This is a genomic window from Pseudomonas sp. NPDC090208 (assembly GCF_044746785.1).
Lineage (GTDB): Bacteria > Pseudomonadota > Gammaproteobacteria > Pseudomonadales > Pseudomonadaceae > Aquipseudomonas.
The window spans coordinates 53,855-76,549 of sequence record NZ_JBIVCU010000009.1; the positions used below are offsets into that span (position 1 = coordinate 53,855).

At 62.2% G+C, this 22,695-nt stretch carries 1 protein-coding gene; it reads left to right on the forward strand.

What is annotated here, in order from left to right:
• Window positions 1-120 precede the first annotated feature (120 nt).
• Complete coding sequence (locus tag ACIPL0_RS16260) at window positions 121-22,632, forward strand: immunoglobulin-like domain-containing protein (protein WP_400597678.1); 22,512 nt, start codon at window positions 121-123, stop codon at window positions 22,630-22,632.
• Window positions 22,633-22,695: the final 63 nt, after the last annotated feature.

Consider the following 22,695-nt stretch of genomic DNA (forward strand, 5'->3'; position numbering starts at 1 on the left):
TTAGTTATCTGACGTCAAATTACTGTTAAATTTTTATGTACTCCAATACGAAACGGCATTACCCAAAGCCGGTCGGCATGATGGATACCAACTGAACGGTAAATTCGGAGAGTCCCCCCCATGAGCAGTGTTGTTGCCATCGTCAAAAGCATTGTTGGCCAAGTCGTCGCAGTTTCTCCGGAAGGGATTCGTCGTGTGCTGATCGAGGGTGACCGACTTCTGGCCGGCGAGCAGGTGCTGACCGGGCCAGAGGGCGCCGTGACCCTTCAACTGCCTGACGGCCGTCAACTGGACATGGGCCGCGACAGCCAGTGGAGCTCCGAGGCGCCGACCTCGACCACCAACCTTGCCGAGGCCACCGCTCAGGCCGCGCCGTCCGTCGCCGAATTGCAGCAGGCCATCGCCGCTGGCGCCGACCCGACCAAAGACCTGGAAGCCACCGCAGCCGGCCAGACCACCGGCACCAGTGACGGCGGCAGCGCCGGTGGCGGCCACAGCGTGGTGATGCTGACCGAAACCGCTGACGTGGTTGACCCGAACATCGGCTTCCCGACCGTGGGCCTGGGCACCAATGCGCTGGCGGCCACCCAGCTGACCAACACTCAGCCGGATGACAACACGCTTAACGCGCGCGTGGCCTCGACGCTCACCCTGACCGGCACGCCGACCATCACCGAGGCCGGCGGCGTGCTGGTCTACACCGCGACCCTGACCGTCGCGGGCCAGTCGGCCGTGGTGGTTACCCTGTCCAACGGCCAGACCATCACCATCGAAGCAGGCCAGTTGAGCGGCAGCGTCAACGTGCCGATGGCTGACGGCAACGACGTCTACATCAACCCCGGCCAGATCAGCACCACCATCACCGGCGTGACCGGTGGCGACGGCATTGCGATCACCACCAACCCGCAGCCGGCCAACACGCAAGTCACCGACACCATCGACACCACCACGATCAGCCTGTCCAGTGACGCGACGGCGACCGAAGGCGGCCAGATCACCTACACGGCGACCCTGACCAACGCGGCGCAAACCGCAGTCACCGTGACCCTGTCCAACGGCGCGGTCATCAGCATTGCTGCCGGTGCGACCAGCGGCTCGATCAACGTCGACGCTCCGGCCAACGACGTCTACAAGAACACCTCGACCGTCAGCGCGACCATCACCAACGCTTCCGGGGGCAACTTCGAGCAACTGGCGATCGACGGCAAAGCCGCGTCGACCACGATCGTCGACTCCATCGACACCACGCGCGTGACGCTGACCGCCAGCAGCACCGTCGCCGAAAACGGCACCATCACCTACACCGCCACCGTGACCAATCCGGTGACCGGCTCGCCGGTGAGCGTGACCCTGGATAACGGCAAGACCATCACCATCGGCGTCGGCCAGACCAGCGGCAGCACCACCGCAGTCGCCCCCAACGATGTCTATGTCGGCCACGCCAATGCAACCGCCCAGATCACCGGCGTCAGCGGCGGCAACTACGAAAACCTGACGTTCAGCACCACGCCGGCGACCACCACCATCACCGACACCCGCGACGACACCACCATCAGCATCAGCGGCCCGGCGGCCGTCACTGAAGGCGGTGCAGCGGTGTACACCCTGGCGCTGACCAATCCGTCGCACGCAACCGTGAACGTCACGTTGACCTACTCCGGTACGGCAGTGGACGGCAAAGACTTCACCGTCGTGAAGACCGTGACCATTCCGGCCAACGTCAGCAGCACGACGTTCTCCATATCGACCCTGGACAACGACCTCGTCGATGGCAGCCGCAACCTGACCGTCAAGATCGACTCGGCGAGCGGTGGCAACTTCGAAAACCTGGTGATCAGCACGGCGGCCGGCAGCGCGACCACGACGATTCTGGACAACGACGCCACACCTCCGGAAAACGCCGCGCCGACCATCGACCTGGACGCCAACAACTCCAGCGGCGCTACTGGCAATAACTACACCGTGGCCTACAAGGCCGGCGACGGCGCCGTGGCGATTGCCGACAGCGACGTCAAGATCACCGACGACGGTGCCATTACCAAAGCAGTCATCAGCATCAACAGTCCGGCGACCGGCGACAGCCTGAGCAGCTCATTGCCCGCTGCGCTGGCTGACAAGTTCAATGTCACCGCCAACGGCGATAACAGCAGCATCACGCTGACCGTCAAAAGTGGCAGCACCGCCACCCTGGCCGACTTCCAGAACGCGATTCACGCGATCACCTTCAGCACCACCGACACCACCGCGGGCACCCGCAGCATCAGCGTCCAACTGACCGATGACCACAGCAACACCTCCAACACCGCCATTACCACAGTGGCGTTGAATGGCGGCGTGGTGCCACCTGTCAACGCTGCACCGACCATCGATCTGGACGACAACAACTCCAGCGGTGCCACCGGCAACAACTATGCCGTGGCCTTCAAGACCGGCGACAGCGCTGTGGCCATTGCCGACACCGACGTGAAGATCACCGACGACGGCGCAATCACCAAGGCTGTCATCAGCATCGGCGGCACCCACGTCGACGGCGACACCCTGGCGGTATCTTCCTCGGTGCCAAGCCAGTTCGACTATGTCGTCAGCGCCGACGGCAGCAGCGTCACCCTGACCGTCAAGGCCGGCGAGACCGCGACCCTGGAAGACTTCCAGGACGCGATCAAAGCCATCACGTTCAGCACCACCGACAACGCCGCAGGTACTCGCAGCATCAGCGTGCAGCTGACGGACGATCACAGCAATACCTCCAACACCGCTGTCACCACCGTGACCCTGAACGGCGGCGTGGTGCCACCGGTCAACGTTGCACCGACCATCGACCTGGACGCCAACGATTCCAGCGGTGCCACCGGCAACAACTACACCGTGGCTTTCAAGGCCGGCGACAGCGCCGTGTCGATTGCCGACACCGACGTCAAGATCACCGATGATGGTCAGCTCACCCAGGCAGTCGTCAGCATCGGTGGCGCCCACGTGGCTGGCGACACCCTGGCGGTATCGTCCTCGGCGCCAAGCCAGTTCAACTATGTCGTCAACGCGGACGGCAGCAGCGTCACCCTGACCGTCAAGGACGGCGAGACCGCGACCCTTGAAGACTTCCAGGACGCCATCAAAGCCATCACCTTCAGCACCACCGACAACGCCGCAGGTACTCGCAGCATCAGCGTGCAGCTGACGGACGATCACAGCAATACCTCCAACACCGCTGTCACCACCGTGACCCTGAACGGCGGCGTGGTGCCACCGGTCAACGTTGCACCGACCATTGACCTGGACGCCAACGACTCCAGCGGTGCCACCGGCAACAACTACACCGTGGCCTTCAAGGCCGGCGACAGCGCCGTGTCGATTGCCGACACCGACGTCAAGATCACCGACGACGGCCAGCTCACCCAGGCGGTCGTCAGCATCGGTGGCGCCCACGTGACCGGCGACACCCTGGCGGTATCGTCCTCGGCACCAAACCAGTTCAACTATGTCGTCAACGCGGACGGCAGCAGCATCACCCTGACCGTCAAGGACGGTGCTACCGCGACTCTGGAAGACTTCCAGGACGCGATCAAGGCCATCACGTTCAGCACCACTGACACCACCGCCGGTACCCGCGACATCAGCGTGCAGCTGACCGATGACCACAGCAACACGTCCAACGTCGCCGTGACCACCGTGTCGGTGAGCGGCCCGGATGTGCCGCCGGTCAACACCACCCCGACCGCCAGCGCAGCGCCGGTGACCGGTGACGAAGACGCGCCGAAGATCGGCGTGGTCCTGAAAGGCACCGACACCGACGCTGGCGACAGCATCTCGGTATTCACCATCAAGTCGTTGCCAGCCAACGGCACGCTGTACAGCGATGCCGACATGCAGCACCCCCTCGCCGTCGGCAGCACCGTTGCGGCCGCTGCCGATGGCACCGCGACCGTCTACTTCAAACCGGATGCGAACTGGAACGGCGACACCGGCTTCCAGTTCAACGCCGTCGACAGCTCCGGCGCGGCCAACGGCACCAGCGCTGACACCAACGCCAGCATTCACGTCAACCCGGTCAACGACGCCCCGACTGCGAGCGCCGACCCTGTTACCGGCGACGAAGGCGCGGCAAAAATCGAAGTCGTCCTCAAAGGCGCGGACATCGATGCCGGCGACAGCATTTCGGTGTTCACCATCAAGTCGCTGCCTGCCAACGGCACGCTGTACAGCGATGCCGACATGCAGCACGCCATCACGGTCGGCAGCACTGTTGCGGCCGCTGCCGACGGCACCGCCACCGTTTACTTCAAGCCGGATGCGAACTGGAACGGCGACACCAGCTTCCAGTTCAACGCCGTCGACAGCTCGGGCCAGTCCAACAACACCAGCCTTGAAGCCACGGCCAGCATTCATGTCGATGCGATCAACCATGCGCCGACCGCCGAAGTCGTGACGGCCTCGGGCAACGAAGACGACGGCCAGACCACACCGGCCATTGCTGTCGTCCTCAAGGGCGCTGACGCCGACGGTCACATCGACCACTTCAATCTGGTCGACCTGACGGCCCACGGCACGTTCTATGCCGATGCCGCGCTGACCACCAAACTGGATGTCACCAGCGACATTCCGGCCACCGGCAACAGCGCGACCATCTATTTCGTGCCGACCCCGGACTGGAGCGGCACCGACACCTTCACCTACAAGGCTGTGGATGACGGTCTGGGCAACGGTTCGGGCGCACTCAGCTCGGCCGTGACCAACGGCAGCATCGTCGTGGCACCGGTCACCGACACCCCTGCCCTGACCATGGACAGCGACCCGTTCAGCCGTGGCATCGACTTCCAGGGCAACACCACGCCGGTCGGCGACTGGAAGGCCATTTCCGTTGGCGAATTCAGCAACGGCCAGTGGCACACCGGCAACACCGACGGCACCGTGGAAATCGGCAAGGCCAGCACCTACGGCGTGACCGACCCGGCTGAAGCGTCGGGCAACCAGGTCATCGAACTGGAAAACAAGGCAGGCGACGTCAGCAACCTGTGGACCGAGTTCTCGGCCAAGGCCGGCCAGACCTACACCGTTTCGGTCGACTACTCGCCGCGCGCCGATGCACTGGATAACTCGGTCATCAACGTGTACTGGGGCACTACCCTGATCGGCACGCTGAATGCGACCGAAGTGGGCCTGAAAACCTACACCTTCCAGGTTCCGGTCAGCACGGACGGCACCGCTCACCTGGAATTCAGGGCGGTGGACGACAATTCCACGGGCGGCATTCTGGACAACATCTCGGTTGTGCAGAACCTGAACACCGGCCTGGAAGACCAGCCGATCCTGTTGTCGACCATCCACGCGGCCACCACCGACGTCGACGGCTCGGAAACCCTGACCCTGACCCTGAGCGGTCTGCCGAAAGGCTCGGTGATCAGCGACGGCACGCCAGGCCACACCTTCACCGCCCTTGCTGACGGTGCGTCGGTCGACATCACCGGCTGGACACGCGACACCCTGAAGTTCACCGCACCGGAAAACTTCAGTGGCGACGTACCGCTGACCCTGACCGCGACAGCCAAAGACGGCACCGCGACGGCCGTCGACAAGACCCTGGACTTCACCGTCCACGTCATTGCCGACGCCGACACCCCGACCCTGTCGGTCACCAACACGTCCGGCAACCAGGATTCGGCGATCCATCTGGACATCACCACCGCACTGGTCGACATCGACGGTTCGGAAAAACTCAGCACCACCATCGGCGGCATCCCGAAAGGCGCCGTGCTGACAGACGGCAACCCGGCCCACGTGTTCACCGCCGGCAGCGACAACAGCACCGCGAATCTCGATGGCTGGAACCTGAGCAGCCTGACCATCACGCCAGCGGCGGACTACAGCGGCAAGATCAACCTGATCGTGACCTCGACCGCCACCGAGCAGAGCAACCACAGCCAGGCATCGAGCAGCGCGACGCTGACCGTCGACGTCGCGGCCGTCAACCATGCGCCAACCGCCAGCGCCGACCCTGTCAGCGGTCAGGAAGATGACCCGAAAATCGCCATCGTGCTCAAAGGCACCGACACCGATGCTGGCGACAGCATCTCGGCGATCACCATCAAATCGCTGCCGACCGACGGCATTCTGTACAGCGATGCGGGCCTGACCAACGCCATCAAGCCGGGCAGCACCATTGCTGTGGGCAGCGATGGCACCGCGACTGTGTACTTCAAGCCGAACAAGGACTGGAACGGCGACACCAGCTTCCAGTTCAACGCCATCGACAGCTCGGGCAAGGCCAACAACACCAGCCCCGACGCGACGGCGAACATTCATGTCAGCGCGGTCAACGATGCGCCTGAACTGGACCTGGACGGCTCGACCGCAGGGACCGGCTTCACCACCGGCTACACCCTGGGGCATGACGCCACCGTCATCGCCCACGACGACGCGACCCTGATCGACGTCGACAACAGCACCATGCAGTCGGTGAAGATCAGCATCGTCGACGCCCAGACCGGCGACAGCTTGAACATTTCCGGCGTGGCGGCGCTGCACAACGGCGTGACTGCGACCCTGAATAACGGTGTCGTCACCCTGACCAGCACTGACAGCAGCACCCCGGCTTCGCTGATCGCGTTCGAAAATGCGATCAAGGCCATCACCTTCAGCACCACCGACGCCACCACTCCGTCCCGCACCATCAACGTGGTTGCCAACGACGGCACCGTTGATTCGAACATCGCCCAGACCACCATCAACATCGGCAAGAACGCAACACCGGTAGTTGACCTCAATGGCCCGGGCACTGATCCGGATCACACCGGCACCGACTACGTCACCACCTTTACCGAGAAAGGTTCAGCGGTGAGCATTGCTGCACCGGGCGTGACGGTCACCGACAGCGACAACACCACCGTTGCCAAGGTCACGATTACCTTGAACGGCGCCGTTGCTGCCGATGGCGACAAGCTGACCGTTGGCACCCTGCCGAACGGCATCGTTGCCCACACCGATTCCAGCGGCGTGATCACCCTGACCGGTACGCCGACCAGCACCCTGGTCGACTTCCAGAACGCGATCAAGGCGATCACCTTCAGCAACGACAGCACCAACCCGAGCAACACCGACCGCTCGGTGACCGTGACTGTCGATGACGGCACCGGTACGGCGACGGCCACCTCGACGTCGACGACCACCATCCACGTCGTGCCGGTCGACGACGCACCGGCACTGGATCTGGACGGCTCGGCAACGGGCACCGGCTTCACCACCGGCTACACCCTCGGCCATGACGCAGCAGCCATCGCCCACAGCGATGTCAGCCTGACCGACATCGACAGCACCACCATGCAGTCGGTGACCATCAGCATCGTCGACGCCAAGGGCGGCGACAGCCTGAACGTTTCCGGCGTCGCGGCGCTGAACAACGGCGTGACCGCGACCCTGAACAACGGTGTCGTCACCCTGACCAGCACCGACAGCAGCGCGCCGGCATCGCTGACCGCCTTCCAGGATGCGATCAAGGCCGTCACCTTCAGCACCACCGACACCACAGCTCCGTCCCGCACCATTGATGTGGTCGCCAACGATGGCACCAGCGATTCGAACATCGCCCAGACCACCATCAGCATTGGCCAGAACGCGCGCCCAGTGGTTGACCTCAACGGCCCAGGCTCGGATCCGGATCACACCGGCACTGACTACACCACGACCTTCACCGAGAAAGGTTCGGCGGTGAGCATTGCCGCACCGGGCGTGACAGTTACCGACAGCGACAACACCACTGTCGCCAAAGTGACTATCACCCTGAACGGTGCCGTGGCTGCCGATGGCGACAAACTGACCGTAGGCACCCTGCCAAACGGCATCGTGGCGACCACCGATTTGAACGGCGTGATCACCCTGACCGGTACTCCAACCAGCACGCTGGTGGACTTCCAGAACGCCATCAAGGCGATCACGTTCAGCAACGACAGCAACAACCCGAGCACCACAGATCGCTCGGTGACCGTGACTGTTGATGATGGCAGCGGTACTTCGACTGCGACCTCTTCGTCGACCACCACTATTCATGTTGTGGCCGTGAACGATGCTCCAGTACTGGACCTGAACACTGCAACCGATGGCGCCGACTACGCTGGTACTTTCACCCTCGGCCATGCTGGTGTTGCGATTGCCAACACCGCCGCTTCGGGCGTTGGCATCACCGACTCCGACAGCACGCTGTTGAAGTCCGCGACCATCACCATCACCGACCTCAAAACGGGCGATGCGTTGGCTGTCGGTTCGCTGCCAACCGGCATTACCGTTGCCAGCAACATCAACGGTGTTGTCACGCTGACCAGTTCGGCAGGCAATTCGCTGGCTGATTTCCAGGCGGCCATCAAGGCCATTACCTTCAGCACCACCGACACCACAGCTCCGTCTCGCACCATTGATGTCGTGGTGAATGACGGCACTGACAACTCGAACACGGCAGTCAGCGTTATCACCATCGGTCAAAACGCGCGCCCAGTCGTTGACCTCAACGGCCCAGGCTCGGACCCAGATCATACCGGCACCGACTACACCACGACCTTCACTGAGAAGGGCTCGGCGGTTTCGATTGCCGCGCCGGGCGTGACAGTCACCGACAGCGACAACACCACTGTCGCCAAAGTGACCATCACTCTGAATGGCGCTGTTGCTGCCGATGGCGACAAGCTAACCGTTGGTACCCTGCCAAATGGCATCGTGGCGACCACTGATTCGAACGGCGTGATCACCCTGACCGGTACGCCAACCAGCACCCTGGTCGACTTCCAGAACGCGATCAAAGCCATCACCTTCAGCAACGACAGTAACAACCCGAGCACCACAGATCGCTCTGTGACCGTGACCGTCGATGACGGTAGCGGCACTGCAACCGCCACTTCGTCGTCGACCACCACTATTCATGTGGTTGCAGTCAATGACGCTCCGGTGCTGGACTTGAACACCGCTGACGGTGCGGTCAATACCGGTTTCGCCGGCACCTTCACGCTGGGTCATGCGGGCGTGGCGATTGCCAGTGCCAACGTAGGCATTACCGACTCCGACAGCACGCTGTTGAAATCTGCGACTGTCACCATCGCTGACTTCAAGATCGGCGATGCACTGGCCGTCGGCTCGCTGCCGACTGGCATCGTGGTCTCCAGCAACAGCAACGGTGTGGTCACGCTGACCAGTTCGGCAGGCAATTCGCTGGCTGATTTCCAGACTGCGATCAAGGCGATCACTTTCAGCACCACCGACACCACCACTGCGACTCGCAATATCGGCGTGGTCGTCAACGACGGCACTGACAACTCGAACACCGCTGTCAGCGTTATCACCATCGGCCAGAACGCCAGACCTGTCGTTGACCTCAACGGCCCAGGCTCGGATCCGGATCACACCGGCACCGACTACACCACCACCTTCACTGAGAAGGGCTCGGCAGTTTCGATTGCCGCTCCGGGTGTGACAGTCACCGACAGCGACAACACCACTGTCGCCAAAGTGACCATCACCCTGAATGGCGCTGTTGCGGCTGACGGCGACAAGCTGACCGTTGGCACTCTGCCAAATGGCATCGTAGCGACCACTGATTCCAACGGTGTGATTACGCTGACCGGTACGCCGACCAGCACCCTGGTGGATTTCCAGAACGCGATCAAAGCGATCACGTTCAGCAACGACAGCACTAACCCGAGCACCACGGATCGCTCTGTGACCGTGACTGTCGATGACGGCAGCGGCACTTCGACTGCGACTTCTTCGTCGACCACCACTATTCATGTTGTGGCAGTCAACGATGCGCCAGTACTGGACCTGAACACTGCTACCGATGGCGCCGACTACGCTGGCACTTTCACCCTCGGCCATGCTGGTGTGGCGATTGCCAACACCGCCGCTTCGGGCGTCGGCATCACCGACTCCGACAGTACCCTGCTGAAGTCTGCAACCATCACCATCACCGATCTCAAAACCGGCGATGCTCTGGCTGTGGGTTCGCTGCCAACCGGCATTACCGTTGCCAGCAACAGCAACGGTGTCGTCACGCTGACCAGTTCGGCAGGCAATTCGCTGGCTGATTTCCAGGCGGCCATCAAGGCCATTACCTTCAGCACCACTGACACCACAGCTCCGTCTCGCACCATTGATGTCGTGGTGAATGACGGCACTGACAACTCGAACACTGCAGTCAGCGTCATCACCATCGGCCAGAACGCGCGCCCAGTGGTTGACCTGAACGGTCCAGGCTCGGATCCGGACCACACCGGCACCGACTACACCACCACCTTCACCGAGAAAGGTTCGGCGGTATCGATCGCTGCACCGGGTGTGACAGTCACCGACAACGACAACACCACCGTTGCCAAAGTGACCATCACCTTGAACGGCGCTGTTGCGGCTGATGGCGACAAGCTGACTGTTGGCACTCTGCCAAATGGCATCGTAGCGACCACTGATTCCAGCGGCGTGATTACGCTGACCGGTACTGCCACCAGCACGCTGGTCGACTTCCAGAACGCGATCAAAGCGATCACCTTCAGCAACGACAGCAATAACCCGAGCACCACAGACCGCTCGGTGACCGTGACCGTCGATGACGGCAGCGGCACTTCGACCGCGACTTCTTCGTCGACCACTACTATTCATGTTGTGGCCGTGAACGATGCTCCAGTTCTGGACCTGAACACTGCTGACGGCGCGGTCAATACCGGCTTTGCTGGCACCTTTACCTTGGGTCATGCGGGCGTGGCGATTGCCAGCGCCAACGTGGGCATTACTGACTCCGACAGCACCAACCTGAAATCCGCGACCATCACCATTGCTGACTTCAAAGTCGGTGATGCGCTGGCTGTAGGCTCGCTGCCAGCTGGCATCGTGGTCTCCAGCAACAGCAACGGTGTCGTGACGCTGACCAGCTCGGCAGGCAACTCGCTGGCTGATTTCCAGGCCGCGATCAAGGCCATTACCTTCAGCACCACTGACACCACCGCCGCGACTCGCAATATCGACGTGGTCGTCAACGACGGTACTGACAACTCGAACACGGCAGTCAGCGTCATCACCATCGGCCAAAACGCCCGACCAGTGGTTGACCTGAACGGTCCAGGCTCGGATCCAGACCATACCGGCACCGACTACACCACGACCTTCACCGAGAAAGGTTCGGCGGTGAGCATTGCCGCACCGGGTGTGACGGTCACCGACAGCGACAACACCACCGTTGCCAAAGTGACCATCACCCTGAATGGCGCTGTTGCGGCTGATGGCGACAAGCTGACCGTGGGCACCCTGCCAAATGGCATCGTGGCGACCACCGATTCGAACGGCGTGATCACCCTGACCGGCACTCCAACCAGCACGCTGGTGGACTTCCAGAACGCCATCAAGGCGATCACGTTCAGCAACGACAGCAATAACCCGAGCACCACAGACCGTTCCGTGACCGTGACTGTCGATGATGGCAGCGGCACCTCGACTGCGACCTCGTCGTCGACCACCACTATTCATGTCGTGGCCGTGAACGATGCTCCGGTGCTGGACCTGAACACCGCGACCGATGGCGCCGACTACGCCGGCACTTTCACCCTCGGCCATGCTGGTGTTGCGATTGCCAACACCGGCGCTTCGGGCGTCGGCATCACCGACTCCGACAGCACCTTGTTGAAGTCCGCCACCATCACCATCACCGATCTCAAAACCGGCGATGCTCTGGCTGTGGGTTCGCTGCCAACCGGCATTACCGTTGCCAGCAACAGCAATGGCGTGGTCACGCTGACCAGTTCGGCAGGCAATTCGCTGGCTGACTTCCAGGCAGCGATCAAGGCGATCACTTTCAGCACCACCGACACCACCACTGCGACTCGCAATATCGATGTCGTGGTGAACGACGGCACTGACAACTCGAACACCGCTGTCAGCGTTATCACCATCGGCCAGAACGCGCGCCCAGTCGTTGACCTCAACGGCCCAGGCTCGGACCCAGATCATACCGGCACCGACTACACCACCACCTTCACCGAGAAGGGTTCGGCAGTTTCGATTGCCGCTCCGGGTGTGACGGTCACCGACAGCGACAACACCACTGTCGCCAAAGTGACCATCACCTTGAACGGCGCTGTTGCGGCTGACGGCGACAAGCTGACTGTGGGCACCCTGCCAAATGGCATCGTCGCCAATGTCGATTCCAACGGTGTGATCACGCTGACCGGCACTCCAACCAGCACCTTGGTGGACTTCCAGAACGCGATCAAAGCCATCACGTTCAGCAACACCAGCAATAACCCAAGCACCACGGACCGCTCGGTGACCGTAACTGTCGATGACGGTAGCGGCACTGCAACCGCCACGTCGTCTTCGACCACCACCATTCATGTGGTAGCGGTCAACGATGCGCCGGTGCTGGACCTCAACACCGTGACTGATGGCACTGGCAACACCGGCACCTTCACCCTGGGCCATGCCGCGGTGGCGATTGCCAACACCGCGACCTCGGGTGTGAGCATCACCGACGCCGACAACACCACGCTGAAGTCCGCGACCATCACCATTGCCGGCTACAAAACCGGCGATACGCTGACGGTCGGCTCTCTGCCGAGCGGTATCACCGTGACCGGCAACAGCAACGGTGTGGTGACGCTGAGCAGTCCAGCAGGCAACTCGCTGGCCGACTTCCAGACCGCGATCAAGGCGATCACTTTCAGCACCACCGACACCACCACTGACACTCGCACCATCAACGTGGTCGTCAATGACGGCGCGGCGAACTCCAACACCGCCAGCACCGTGATTACTCTGGCGCCGAATGCCGCGCCGGTCATCGACCTCAACGGTCCGGGCACCAGCCCGAACCATGTCGGTAATGATTTCGTCACCACCTTCACCGAGAAGGGTTCGGCGGTTCTGATCACCGATGTCGGCGTGAAAATCACCGACACCGACAACAGCACCATCAGCAAAATCACCGTCACGCTGAACAACGCTGTCAGTGCCGATGGCGACTCCCTGAATCTGGGTGCAACGGTCAATAACATCACTGCCGTGAAGAATGGCAACGTGATTACCCTGACCGGTAACGCGTCGGCGACGCTGGTCGACTTCCAGAACGCGATCAAGACCATCACCTTCAGCAACACCAGCAACAACCCGAGCACCACGGATCGTACTGTCACCGTGACCGTGGACGATGGCACCGGTACGCCGACTGCCACCTCGTCGTCGACCACCACTATCCACGTCGTGGCAGTCAACGACGCGCCGGTTCTGGACCTGAACACGGCTGATGGCGCGGTCAATACCGGCTTCACCAACGCTTTCACGCTGGGTCATGCCGGTGTGGCGATTGCCAACACCGCAGCCTCGGGCGTGAGCATCACCGATGTCGACAACACCACCCTGAAGTCCGCGACCATCACCGTGGCTGGCTTCAAGGCCGGTGATGCGCTGGCGGTCGGCTCGCTGCCGACTGGCATCGTGGTTTCCAGTAACAGCAATGGTGTCGTCACGCTGACCAGCTCGGCGGGCAACTCGCTGACCGACTTCCAGACCGCGATCAAGGCGATCACCTTCAGCACCACCGACACCACCACTCCGTCGCGCACCATCAATGTGGTGGTCAACGACGGCACCGACAACTCCAACACCGCCAGCACGGTCATTACCGTGGCGCAGAACGCTGCACCGGTCATCGATCTGGACAGCACCACTTCGGGCAACAACTACACCACCACCTTCACCGAAAAAGGTGCGGCGGTGTCGATTGCCGAAGCGGGCGTGAAAATCACCGACACCGACAACAGCACCATCAGCAAAGTGACTGTCACGCTGAACAACGCGATCAGCGCCGATGGCGACACCCTGAATGTCGGCTCGATGCCGTCGACCATCACCGCCGTGAAGAACGGCAACGTGGTCACCCTGACCGGCAACGCGTCGGCGACGCTGGTCGACTTCCAGAACGCGGTGAAGGCGATCACCTTCAGCAACACCAGCAACAACCCGAGCACCACAGACCGCACCGTCACCGTGACCGTTGATGACGGCAGCGGCACTGCGACCGCCACTTCGTCCTCGACCACCACGGTCAAGGTCGTCGCGGTCAACGACGCGCCTGTACTGGATCTGAACACCGCTGATGGCGCGGTCAATACCGGCTTCGCTGGCACCTTCACCCTGGGTCATGCCGGTGTGGCGATTGCCAGCGCCAACGTCGGCATCACCGATGTGGACAACACCACGCTGAAATCCGCCACCATCACCGTTGCCGGCTTCAAGACCGGCGATGCACTGGCTGTCGCTGCGCTGCCAACCGGCATCGTGGTCTCCAGCAACAGCAACGGTGTCGTCACGCTGACCAGCTCGGCAGGCAACTCGCTGGCTGATTTCCAGACCGCGATCAAGGCGATCACCTTCAGCACCACTGACACCACCACCGCCACTCGTACCATTAACGTGGTGGTCAGTGACGGCGCGGCGAACTCCAACACCGCCAGCACCGTCATTACTGTGGCGCCAAACGCCGCGCCAGTGGTCGATCTGAGCGGTCCGGGCGAAGATACCGCCCATGCCGGCAACAACTACGTCACCACCTTCACCGAGAAAGGTGCGGCGGTGAGCATTGCCGACAGCACGATCACCGTGACCGACCGCGACAACACCACCCTGAGCAGCGTCACCGTCAAGCTCAACGGTGCGGTCACTGGCGACGCGCTGACCGTCGGCACGCTGCCGACCGGCATCGTTGCCAGCACGGATGCAGCGGGCGTGATCACCCTGACCGGTACTGCCACCAGCACGCTGGCCGACTTCCAGAATGCGATCAAGGCGATCACCTTCAGCAACTCCACCAACAACCCGACCGATGTCGACCGTACCGTCACCGTGACGGCCAACGACGGCAGCGGCACGGCCACCGCCACGTCGGTATCGACCACCACCATTCATGTGGTGCCGGTCAACGACCCACCAGTTGCGGTCGACGACATCGGCACGCTGGTCAGCGGCAGCCTGCAAGGCAACTACTACGGCTACAAGGAAGGCACCGACGGCAGCAACCTCGGCACCATCAAGCAGGCACTGGACTTCATCGCCTCGCACAAGGCTGATGCGTCGTTCTCGGCGACCACCCTCGCCTACGGCGGCGACTCGCTGTTCGGCAACGACCTGGGCCATACCGGCAACCTGGCGACGTTCCTGGGCAGTGACAGCGGCTCGCTGGTCTATGCCAGCGGCACAACGCAAACCACCACCTCCGATGCCATCATCGAGCTGGCCGGCAAGGTCACCATGGCCGCCGGCACCTACTCGCTGAAAATCACCGCGGACGACGGCTATCTCGTACTCATCGACGGCAAGCAAGTGGCTGCAGTCGACCAGAACCAGTCCTCGACCACGGGCATCACCACCTTCACGCTGACCAGCGGCGGCGAGCACGATATCCAGATCGTTTATTGGGATCAGGGCGGCCACGCACAGCTGAAAGTCGAAGTGGCCAGCGGCTCGGGCAGTTCCGTTGGCGCCTACAGCGTACTGGGCACCAGCACCGGCGCCACGCTGGGGCACACCACGCTGACCACCCTCGAAGATCAGCCACTGGTCATCAAGGCATCGACGCTGCTGGCCAACGACACCGACCCGGACAGCAAAGCCAGCGATCTGAGCATCAAGACGCTGCAAGGCAACAGCCCGACCGTGGCCTCCCCGGTCACCGACTCCAGCGGCAAGGTCGTCGGCTCGGTGGTCATGGACGCCAACGGCAACGTGGTCTTCACCCCAGCCAAGGACGTCAACGGCCAGGTCTCGTTCACCTACACCATCACTGATGGTCAGGCGAACTCCAACACCGCGACCGTCACCGTCAACGTGACGCCGGTCAACGACGCACCGGTACTGGACCTGAACACCGCCGACGGCTCGACGGCCACCGGTTTTGCCAACAGCTTCACCCTGGGCCACACCGGCGCAGCGATTGCCAGCGCCAACGTCGGCATCACCGATGTCGACAACACCACGCTGAAGTCTGCGACCGTCACCATTGCCGGCTACAAGTCCGGCGATGCACTGGCTGTGGGCTCTCTGCCGACGGGCATCGTGGTCGCCAGCAACAGCAACGGCGTACTGACGCTGACCAGCGCCAACGGCAATTCGCTGGCTGACTTCCAGAACGCGCTGAAAGCCATCACCTTCAGCACCACCGACACCACCACGTCCACTCGCACCATCAATGTCGTGGTGAGTGACGGCATGGCCAACTCGAACACCGCCAGCACCGTCATCACCATGACGCCGAACGCTGCGCCGGTCATCGATCTGGACAGCACCACTTCAGGCAACAACTACACCACCACCTTCACCGAGAAGGGTGCGGCGGTGTCGATTGCCGAAGCGGGCGTGAAGATCACCGACACCGACAACAGCACCATCAGCAAAGTTACCGTCACGCTGAACAACGCGATCAGCGCCGATGGCGACACCCTGAACGTTGGCTCGATGCCGTCGACCATCACCGCCGTGAAGAACGGCAACGTGATCACGCTGACTGGCAACGCGTCGGCGACTCTGGTGGACTTCCAGAACGCCGTCAAAGCGATCACCTTCAGCAACACCAGCAACAACCCGAGCACCACGGATCGCACCGTGACCGTGACTGTCGATGACGGCAGCGGCACTGCGACTGCCACTTCGTCCTCGACCACCACGGTCAAGGTCGTGGCCGTCAACGATGCACCGGTGCTGGATCTGAACACGGCGACCGATGGCACCGGTAACACCGGCACCTTCACCCTCGGCCATGCTGGTGTGGCAATCGCCAACACCGCGACCTCGGGTGTGAGCATCAGCGATGCCGACAACACCACGCTGAAATCCGCGACCATCACCATTGCCGGCTTCAAGACCGGCGATGCACTGGCCGTCGGCTCGCTGCCGAGCGGTATTACCGTTGCCAGCAACAGCAACGGTGTCGTCACGCTGACCAGCTCGGCGGGCAATTCGCTGGCTGATTTCCAGGCGGCGATCAAGGCAATCACCTTCAGCACCACCGACACCACCACTCCGTCGCGCACCATCAATGTGGTGGTCAACGACGGTACCGACAACTCCAACACCGCCAGCACGGTCATTACCGTGGCGCAGAACGCTGCACCGGTCATCGATCTGGACAGCACCACTTCGGGCAACAACTACACCACCACCTTCACCGAAAAAGGTGCGGCGGTGTCGATTGCCGAAGCGGGCGTGAAGATCACCGACACCGACAACAGCACCATCAGCAAAATCACCGTCACGCTGAACAATTCCGTCAGCGCCGATGGCGATACGCTGAATGTCGGCTCGATGCCGTCGACCATCACCGCCGTGAAGAACGGCAACGTGGTCACGCTGACTGGCAATGCGTCGGCGACGCTGGTCGACTTCCAGAACGCCGTCAAAGCGATCACTTTCAGCAACACCAGCAACAACCCGAGCACCACTGATCGCTCGGTGACCGTGACCGTTGATGACGGCACCGGCACTGCGACTGCCACTTCCTCCTCGATCACCACGGTCAAGGTTGTGGCCGTCAACGATGCACCTGTGCTGGACCTGAACACGGCTGATGGCGCGGTCGCGACCGGCTTCGCCAACACCTTCACTCTGGGTCATGCCGGTGTGGCGATTGCCAGCGCCAACGTCGGCATTACCGATGTCGACAACACCACGCTGAAATCCGCGACCATCACCGTTGCCGGCTTCAAGACCGGCGATGCACTGGCGGTCGCTGCGCTGCCAACCGGCATCGTGGTCTCCAGCAACAGCAACGGTGTCGTCACGCTGACCAGCTCGGCGGGCAACTCGCTGGCTGATTTCCAGACCGCCATCAAGGCGATCACTTTCAGCACCACTGACACCACGACGGCTACCCGTACCATCAACGTGGTGGTCAATGACGGCGCGGCAAACTCCAACACCGCCAGCACCGTCATTACTGTGGCGCAGAACGCTGCACCGGTCATCGACCTCGACAGCACCACCTCGGGCAACAACTACACCACCACCTTCACTGAGAAAGGTGCGGCGGTGAGCATTGCCGAGACCGGCGTGAAAATCACCGACACCGACAACAGCACCATCAGCAAAGTGACTGTCACGCTGAACAACGCGATCAGCGCCGATGGCGACACGCTGAATGTCGGTTCGATGCCGTCGACCATCACCGCCGTGAAGAATGGCAACGTGGTCACCCTGACCGGCAATGCCTCGGCGACCCTGGTCGACTTCCAGAACGCCGTCAAAGCGATCACCTTCAGCAACACCAGCAACAACCCAAGCACCACGGATCGCACCGTCACCGTGACCGTTGATGACGGTACCGGCACTGCGACTGCCACTTCGTCCTCGACCACCACGGTCAAGGTTGTGGCCGTCAACGATGCACCGGTTCTGGACTTGAACACGGCTGATGGCGCGGTCGCGACCGGCTTCGCCAACACCTTCACTCTGGGCCATGCCGGTGTGGCGATTGCCAGCGCCAACGTCGGCATTACCGATGTCGACAACACCACGCTGAAATCCGCGACCATCACAGTGGCTGGCTTCAAAACCGGCGATGCACTGGCGGTCGCTGCGCTGCCAACCGGCATCGTGGTCTCCAGCAACAGTAGTGGCGTGGTCACGCTGACCAGTTCGGCAGGCAACTCGCTGGCTGATTTCCAGACCGCCATCAAAGCGATCACCTTCAGCACCACGGACACCACAACGGCTACCCGTACCATCAACGTGGTGGTCAATGACGGCGCGGCGAACTCCAACACCGCCAGCACCGTCATCACCGTGGCGCAGAACGCTGCACCGGTCATCGATCTGGACAGCACCACTTCGGGCAACAACTACACCACCACCTTCACCGAAAAAGGTGCGGCGGTGAGCATTGCCGAAGCGGGCGTGAAGATCAGCGACACCGACAACAGCACCATCAGCAAAGTGACTGTCACGCTGAACAACGCGATCAGCGCCGATGGCGACACGCTGAATGTCGGTTCGATGCCGTCGACCATCACCGCCGTGAAGAACGGCAACGTGGTCACGTTGACCGGCAACGCCTCGGCGACCCTGGTCGACTTCCAGAACGCCGTCAAAGCGATCACCTTCAGCAACACCAGCCTCAACCCGAGCACGACCGACCGCACGATCAACGTGCAGGTGGATGACGGCAGCGGCACCAGCACTGCCACGTCGACCTCGGTCACCACGGTCAAGGTCGTGCCGGTCAACGATGCGCCCGTGCTGGATCTGGACACCGCGACCGCCGGCAACAACTACACCACGACCTTCACCGCCAAAGGCGCGGGCGTGGCGATCACGGCTGCGCCGTCGATCACCGACCCGGATGGCACCACGCTGACCACGGCAACGGTCTCGATCGCCAATGCCAAGACCGGCGATCTGCTCGATGCCAGCAAGGTGGCGTTGCTGAACAACGGCATCAGCGTGTCGGCGGCCAGCACCGCGACCAACATCATCCTGGTGGGCACTGCCTCGCAGGCGGCGTATCAGAATGCGCTGAAGGCCATCACCTTCAGCAACACCACGCTCGGTTCGACGGACTTCACCGCGCGCACCATCAACGTCACCGTCGATGACGGCGGCACCGGTAACCACACGGCGACCGCGAGCACCACCATCAACGTTCAAGGCTCCAACGGCGGTTCGGTGACCGGCCTGGAAGACAACACGCTGACCATCAAGTGGGCGGACCTGAACATCGGCACATCCGGTGTCGCCGCGACCGGCATTACCGTGTCGTCGCTGGCGGGTAACGGCACCCTGCTGCTCAATGGCGTGGCCGTCACGGCCAACCAGACGATCACCAAGGCGCAGATCGACGCCGGTCAGCTGACCTTCAAACCGGTCGCCAACGAGTCCGGCTTCAATGGTTTCCAGAAAACCGACAGCAATGGCGTCACCACCGGCAACGGTATCGGTGACCAGCAGGCCGACTACGCTCAGCTGACCTTCAAGCCGGTGTTCGGCGTGGTCAGCGGCAACGACGCCGTGCTGAAAATCGACATCACACCGGATGTCGACCAGCCGCACCTGACCCTGGGCACCAGCGTCGTTCAGTCCACCGGTCTGGTCAAAGAGACCTGGGTCGGCACGCTGACCGGCATGGGCACCAACGGCAACGGCGCCAGCGAGTCGACGATCAGAACCGGCTTCACCACCACCACGGCGGCGACCACCCACACTATCGCCAGCGCCGCTCAGGAAACCACCGTTGCGGCAGGTACGGGCACCAAGCTGTCCGGTCTGATCTATCTGGAAGCCAACCACACCTACAACTTCACCGGCACCGCCGACGACAGCCTGCTGGTCACCATCGGCGGCAAAACCGTAGCGACTGCAACCTGGGGCTCCAACAGTGGCGCGATTTCCTCGTCGGGCTTCACGCCGACGACGTCCGGCTACTACACGCTGGATATCTACCACTACAACCAGGCAGGGCCGGGCAACTACAACATCAACCTGACCGACAAGGTCGGCAGCACCACCACGACGCTGGCGCTGAACAGCACCAACCTGCAGCTGTACACCTCGATCGATGACCTCACGGCGTCGGGCCTGAGCGTGTCCGGGCTCAACAGTGTGTCGGGCGGTACTGCCGGCGAGGGTTACTACACCGCGTACGAACTGAACCACGGTGCGGAAAACAGCGCGATCAAGCTCAGCTCGATCACCACGGCCTACACCGACAACGACGGCTCGGAAACCCACGTCACCACCGTGACCGGCGCTCCGGCAGGCTCCATCCTGACCGACGCGGCAGGCCACAGCGTGGCGATCACCAGCGCCACGACGCCGACCGATGTCAGCAGCCTGGACCTGACCAGCCTGAAGATCACGCCACCGGAGTATTTCAACGGCAACTTCACGCTGAACGTCACCGTGACCTCGACCGAAACCTCGCTGGTCGGCGTCGCAGGCGCGACCTCGTCGCTGTCGGAAACCAAGCAGATCAACGTGATCGTCGATGCCGGCGCCTACGCCAGCAACAACGGCAAGGCCGGTACCGACCTCGCGCTCAACGGCACCAGCGGCAACGACGTCATCGTCGGTGACATCAAAGGCACCGTGATCGTACCGGGCAAGAACTACAACATCGCCATCCTGATGGACAGTTCGGGCAGCATGACCGACACGGCCATTTCCAACGCGAAGAGCCAGCTCCAGCAACTGTTCAGCGACCTGAAGAGCAGCCTTGGCGGCGCGGGTGCAGGCGTGGTGAACATCTACCTGGCGGACTTCGACGACGTCGTGCACAAGTCTGTGTCCGTCAATCTGGCCGACAGCGACGCGCTGACCAAGCTGCAAGCCGTGATCGACAGCCTTTCCAAAGGCGGCGCGACCAACTACGAAGACGCGCTGGGTCAGGCCACTCAGTGGTTCAACGGCTCGACGGCGACGTCCAACACCAACGCCCAGAACCTGACATTCTTCATCACCGACGGTGCGCCGACGTATCACCTGGTCACCGGCACGGTGAGCGGCGTCAACCTGAAATACGCCAACGGCAGCAACGGTAGCCTGTCCCTGGCAACTGCCATCAGCGAGTACGAGTCGCATGTCGGTACGGCAGTCACCCGTGGCAGCGGCAGTTCCACACGCGAGCTGATCACCAGTAATGGTGAGGTGCTCAGCTGGTCGCAAAGCGGTGGTCAATGGACGTCGACCACACTGGGCGTGTTGCACAGTGTCGATTCGAGCGGTCACTACATCTATGAAGTCGTCGCCGGCACAGGCAACTCGACCGACAGCGCGACCAACACCGAGTCGCTGGCGGCTTACCAGGCGCTCAATGCCGTGTCTGCCGTTGAAGCGATCGGCGTGGTCAGCGGCATCACCTCGTCGCTCACCAAGTACGACAGCGACGGCGTCCCGCACACCTCGCTGGCGGCGTTCGATCTGGCCGACAAGATCAAGTCGTCGACCACGGCGCTGGCGCCGGGCAACGACAACATCAGCGGCGGTGACGGCAATGACATCCTGTTCGGCGACCTGATCAGCTACAACAGCCTGGCCGGCACGGCAGCACTGAAGGCGTTCGCCGCCGACACGCTGCATGTCAACGTCTCGACCATCGATGACAAGGCGCTGCACAAGTTCATCACCGAGCACGTCGACGCGGTCAAGACACTGTCGGACAACTCGAACAACACGGGTCTGGCCGATGGCAACGACACATTGCTCGGTGGCAATGGCGACGACATCCTGTTCGGCCAGGGCGGCAACGACACGCTGGTCGGCGGCAAGGGCAATGACATCCTGATCGGCGGTGCCGGTGCAGACACCTTTGTCTGGAAACTGGGCGACACCAACAGTGGCGGCTTCGACGTCATCAAGGACTTCAACCAGAGCCAGGGTGACCGGATCGATCTGCGTGACCTGCTGCAGGGTGAAGACACCGACACCATCAGCAAGTACCTGCAGATCACCAACGACGGCCATGACACCATTCTGCAAGTCAGCACCACCGGTCAGTTCACCGACAGCACGACCCCTGCAGCGGCAGCCAACACGGCCGATGTACATATCAAGCTGGAAGGTGTGACCTGGAGCAACGACCAGTTGAAGTCCCTGGTGGCGGGTACCGACCCGACCATCAAGGTCGATCACCACTGATAGCTCCGTCGCGGGAGCTGATGTACTGTGCTGGCAGCCGTCATCGACGGTTGCCAGCCGATG

Coding starts and splice junctions, on each gene's coding strand:
- ACIPL0_RS16260 (WP_400597678.1), top strand. CDS start 121: ATGAGCAGTGTTGTTGCCATCGTCAAAAGCATTGTTGGCCAAGTCGTC.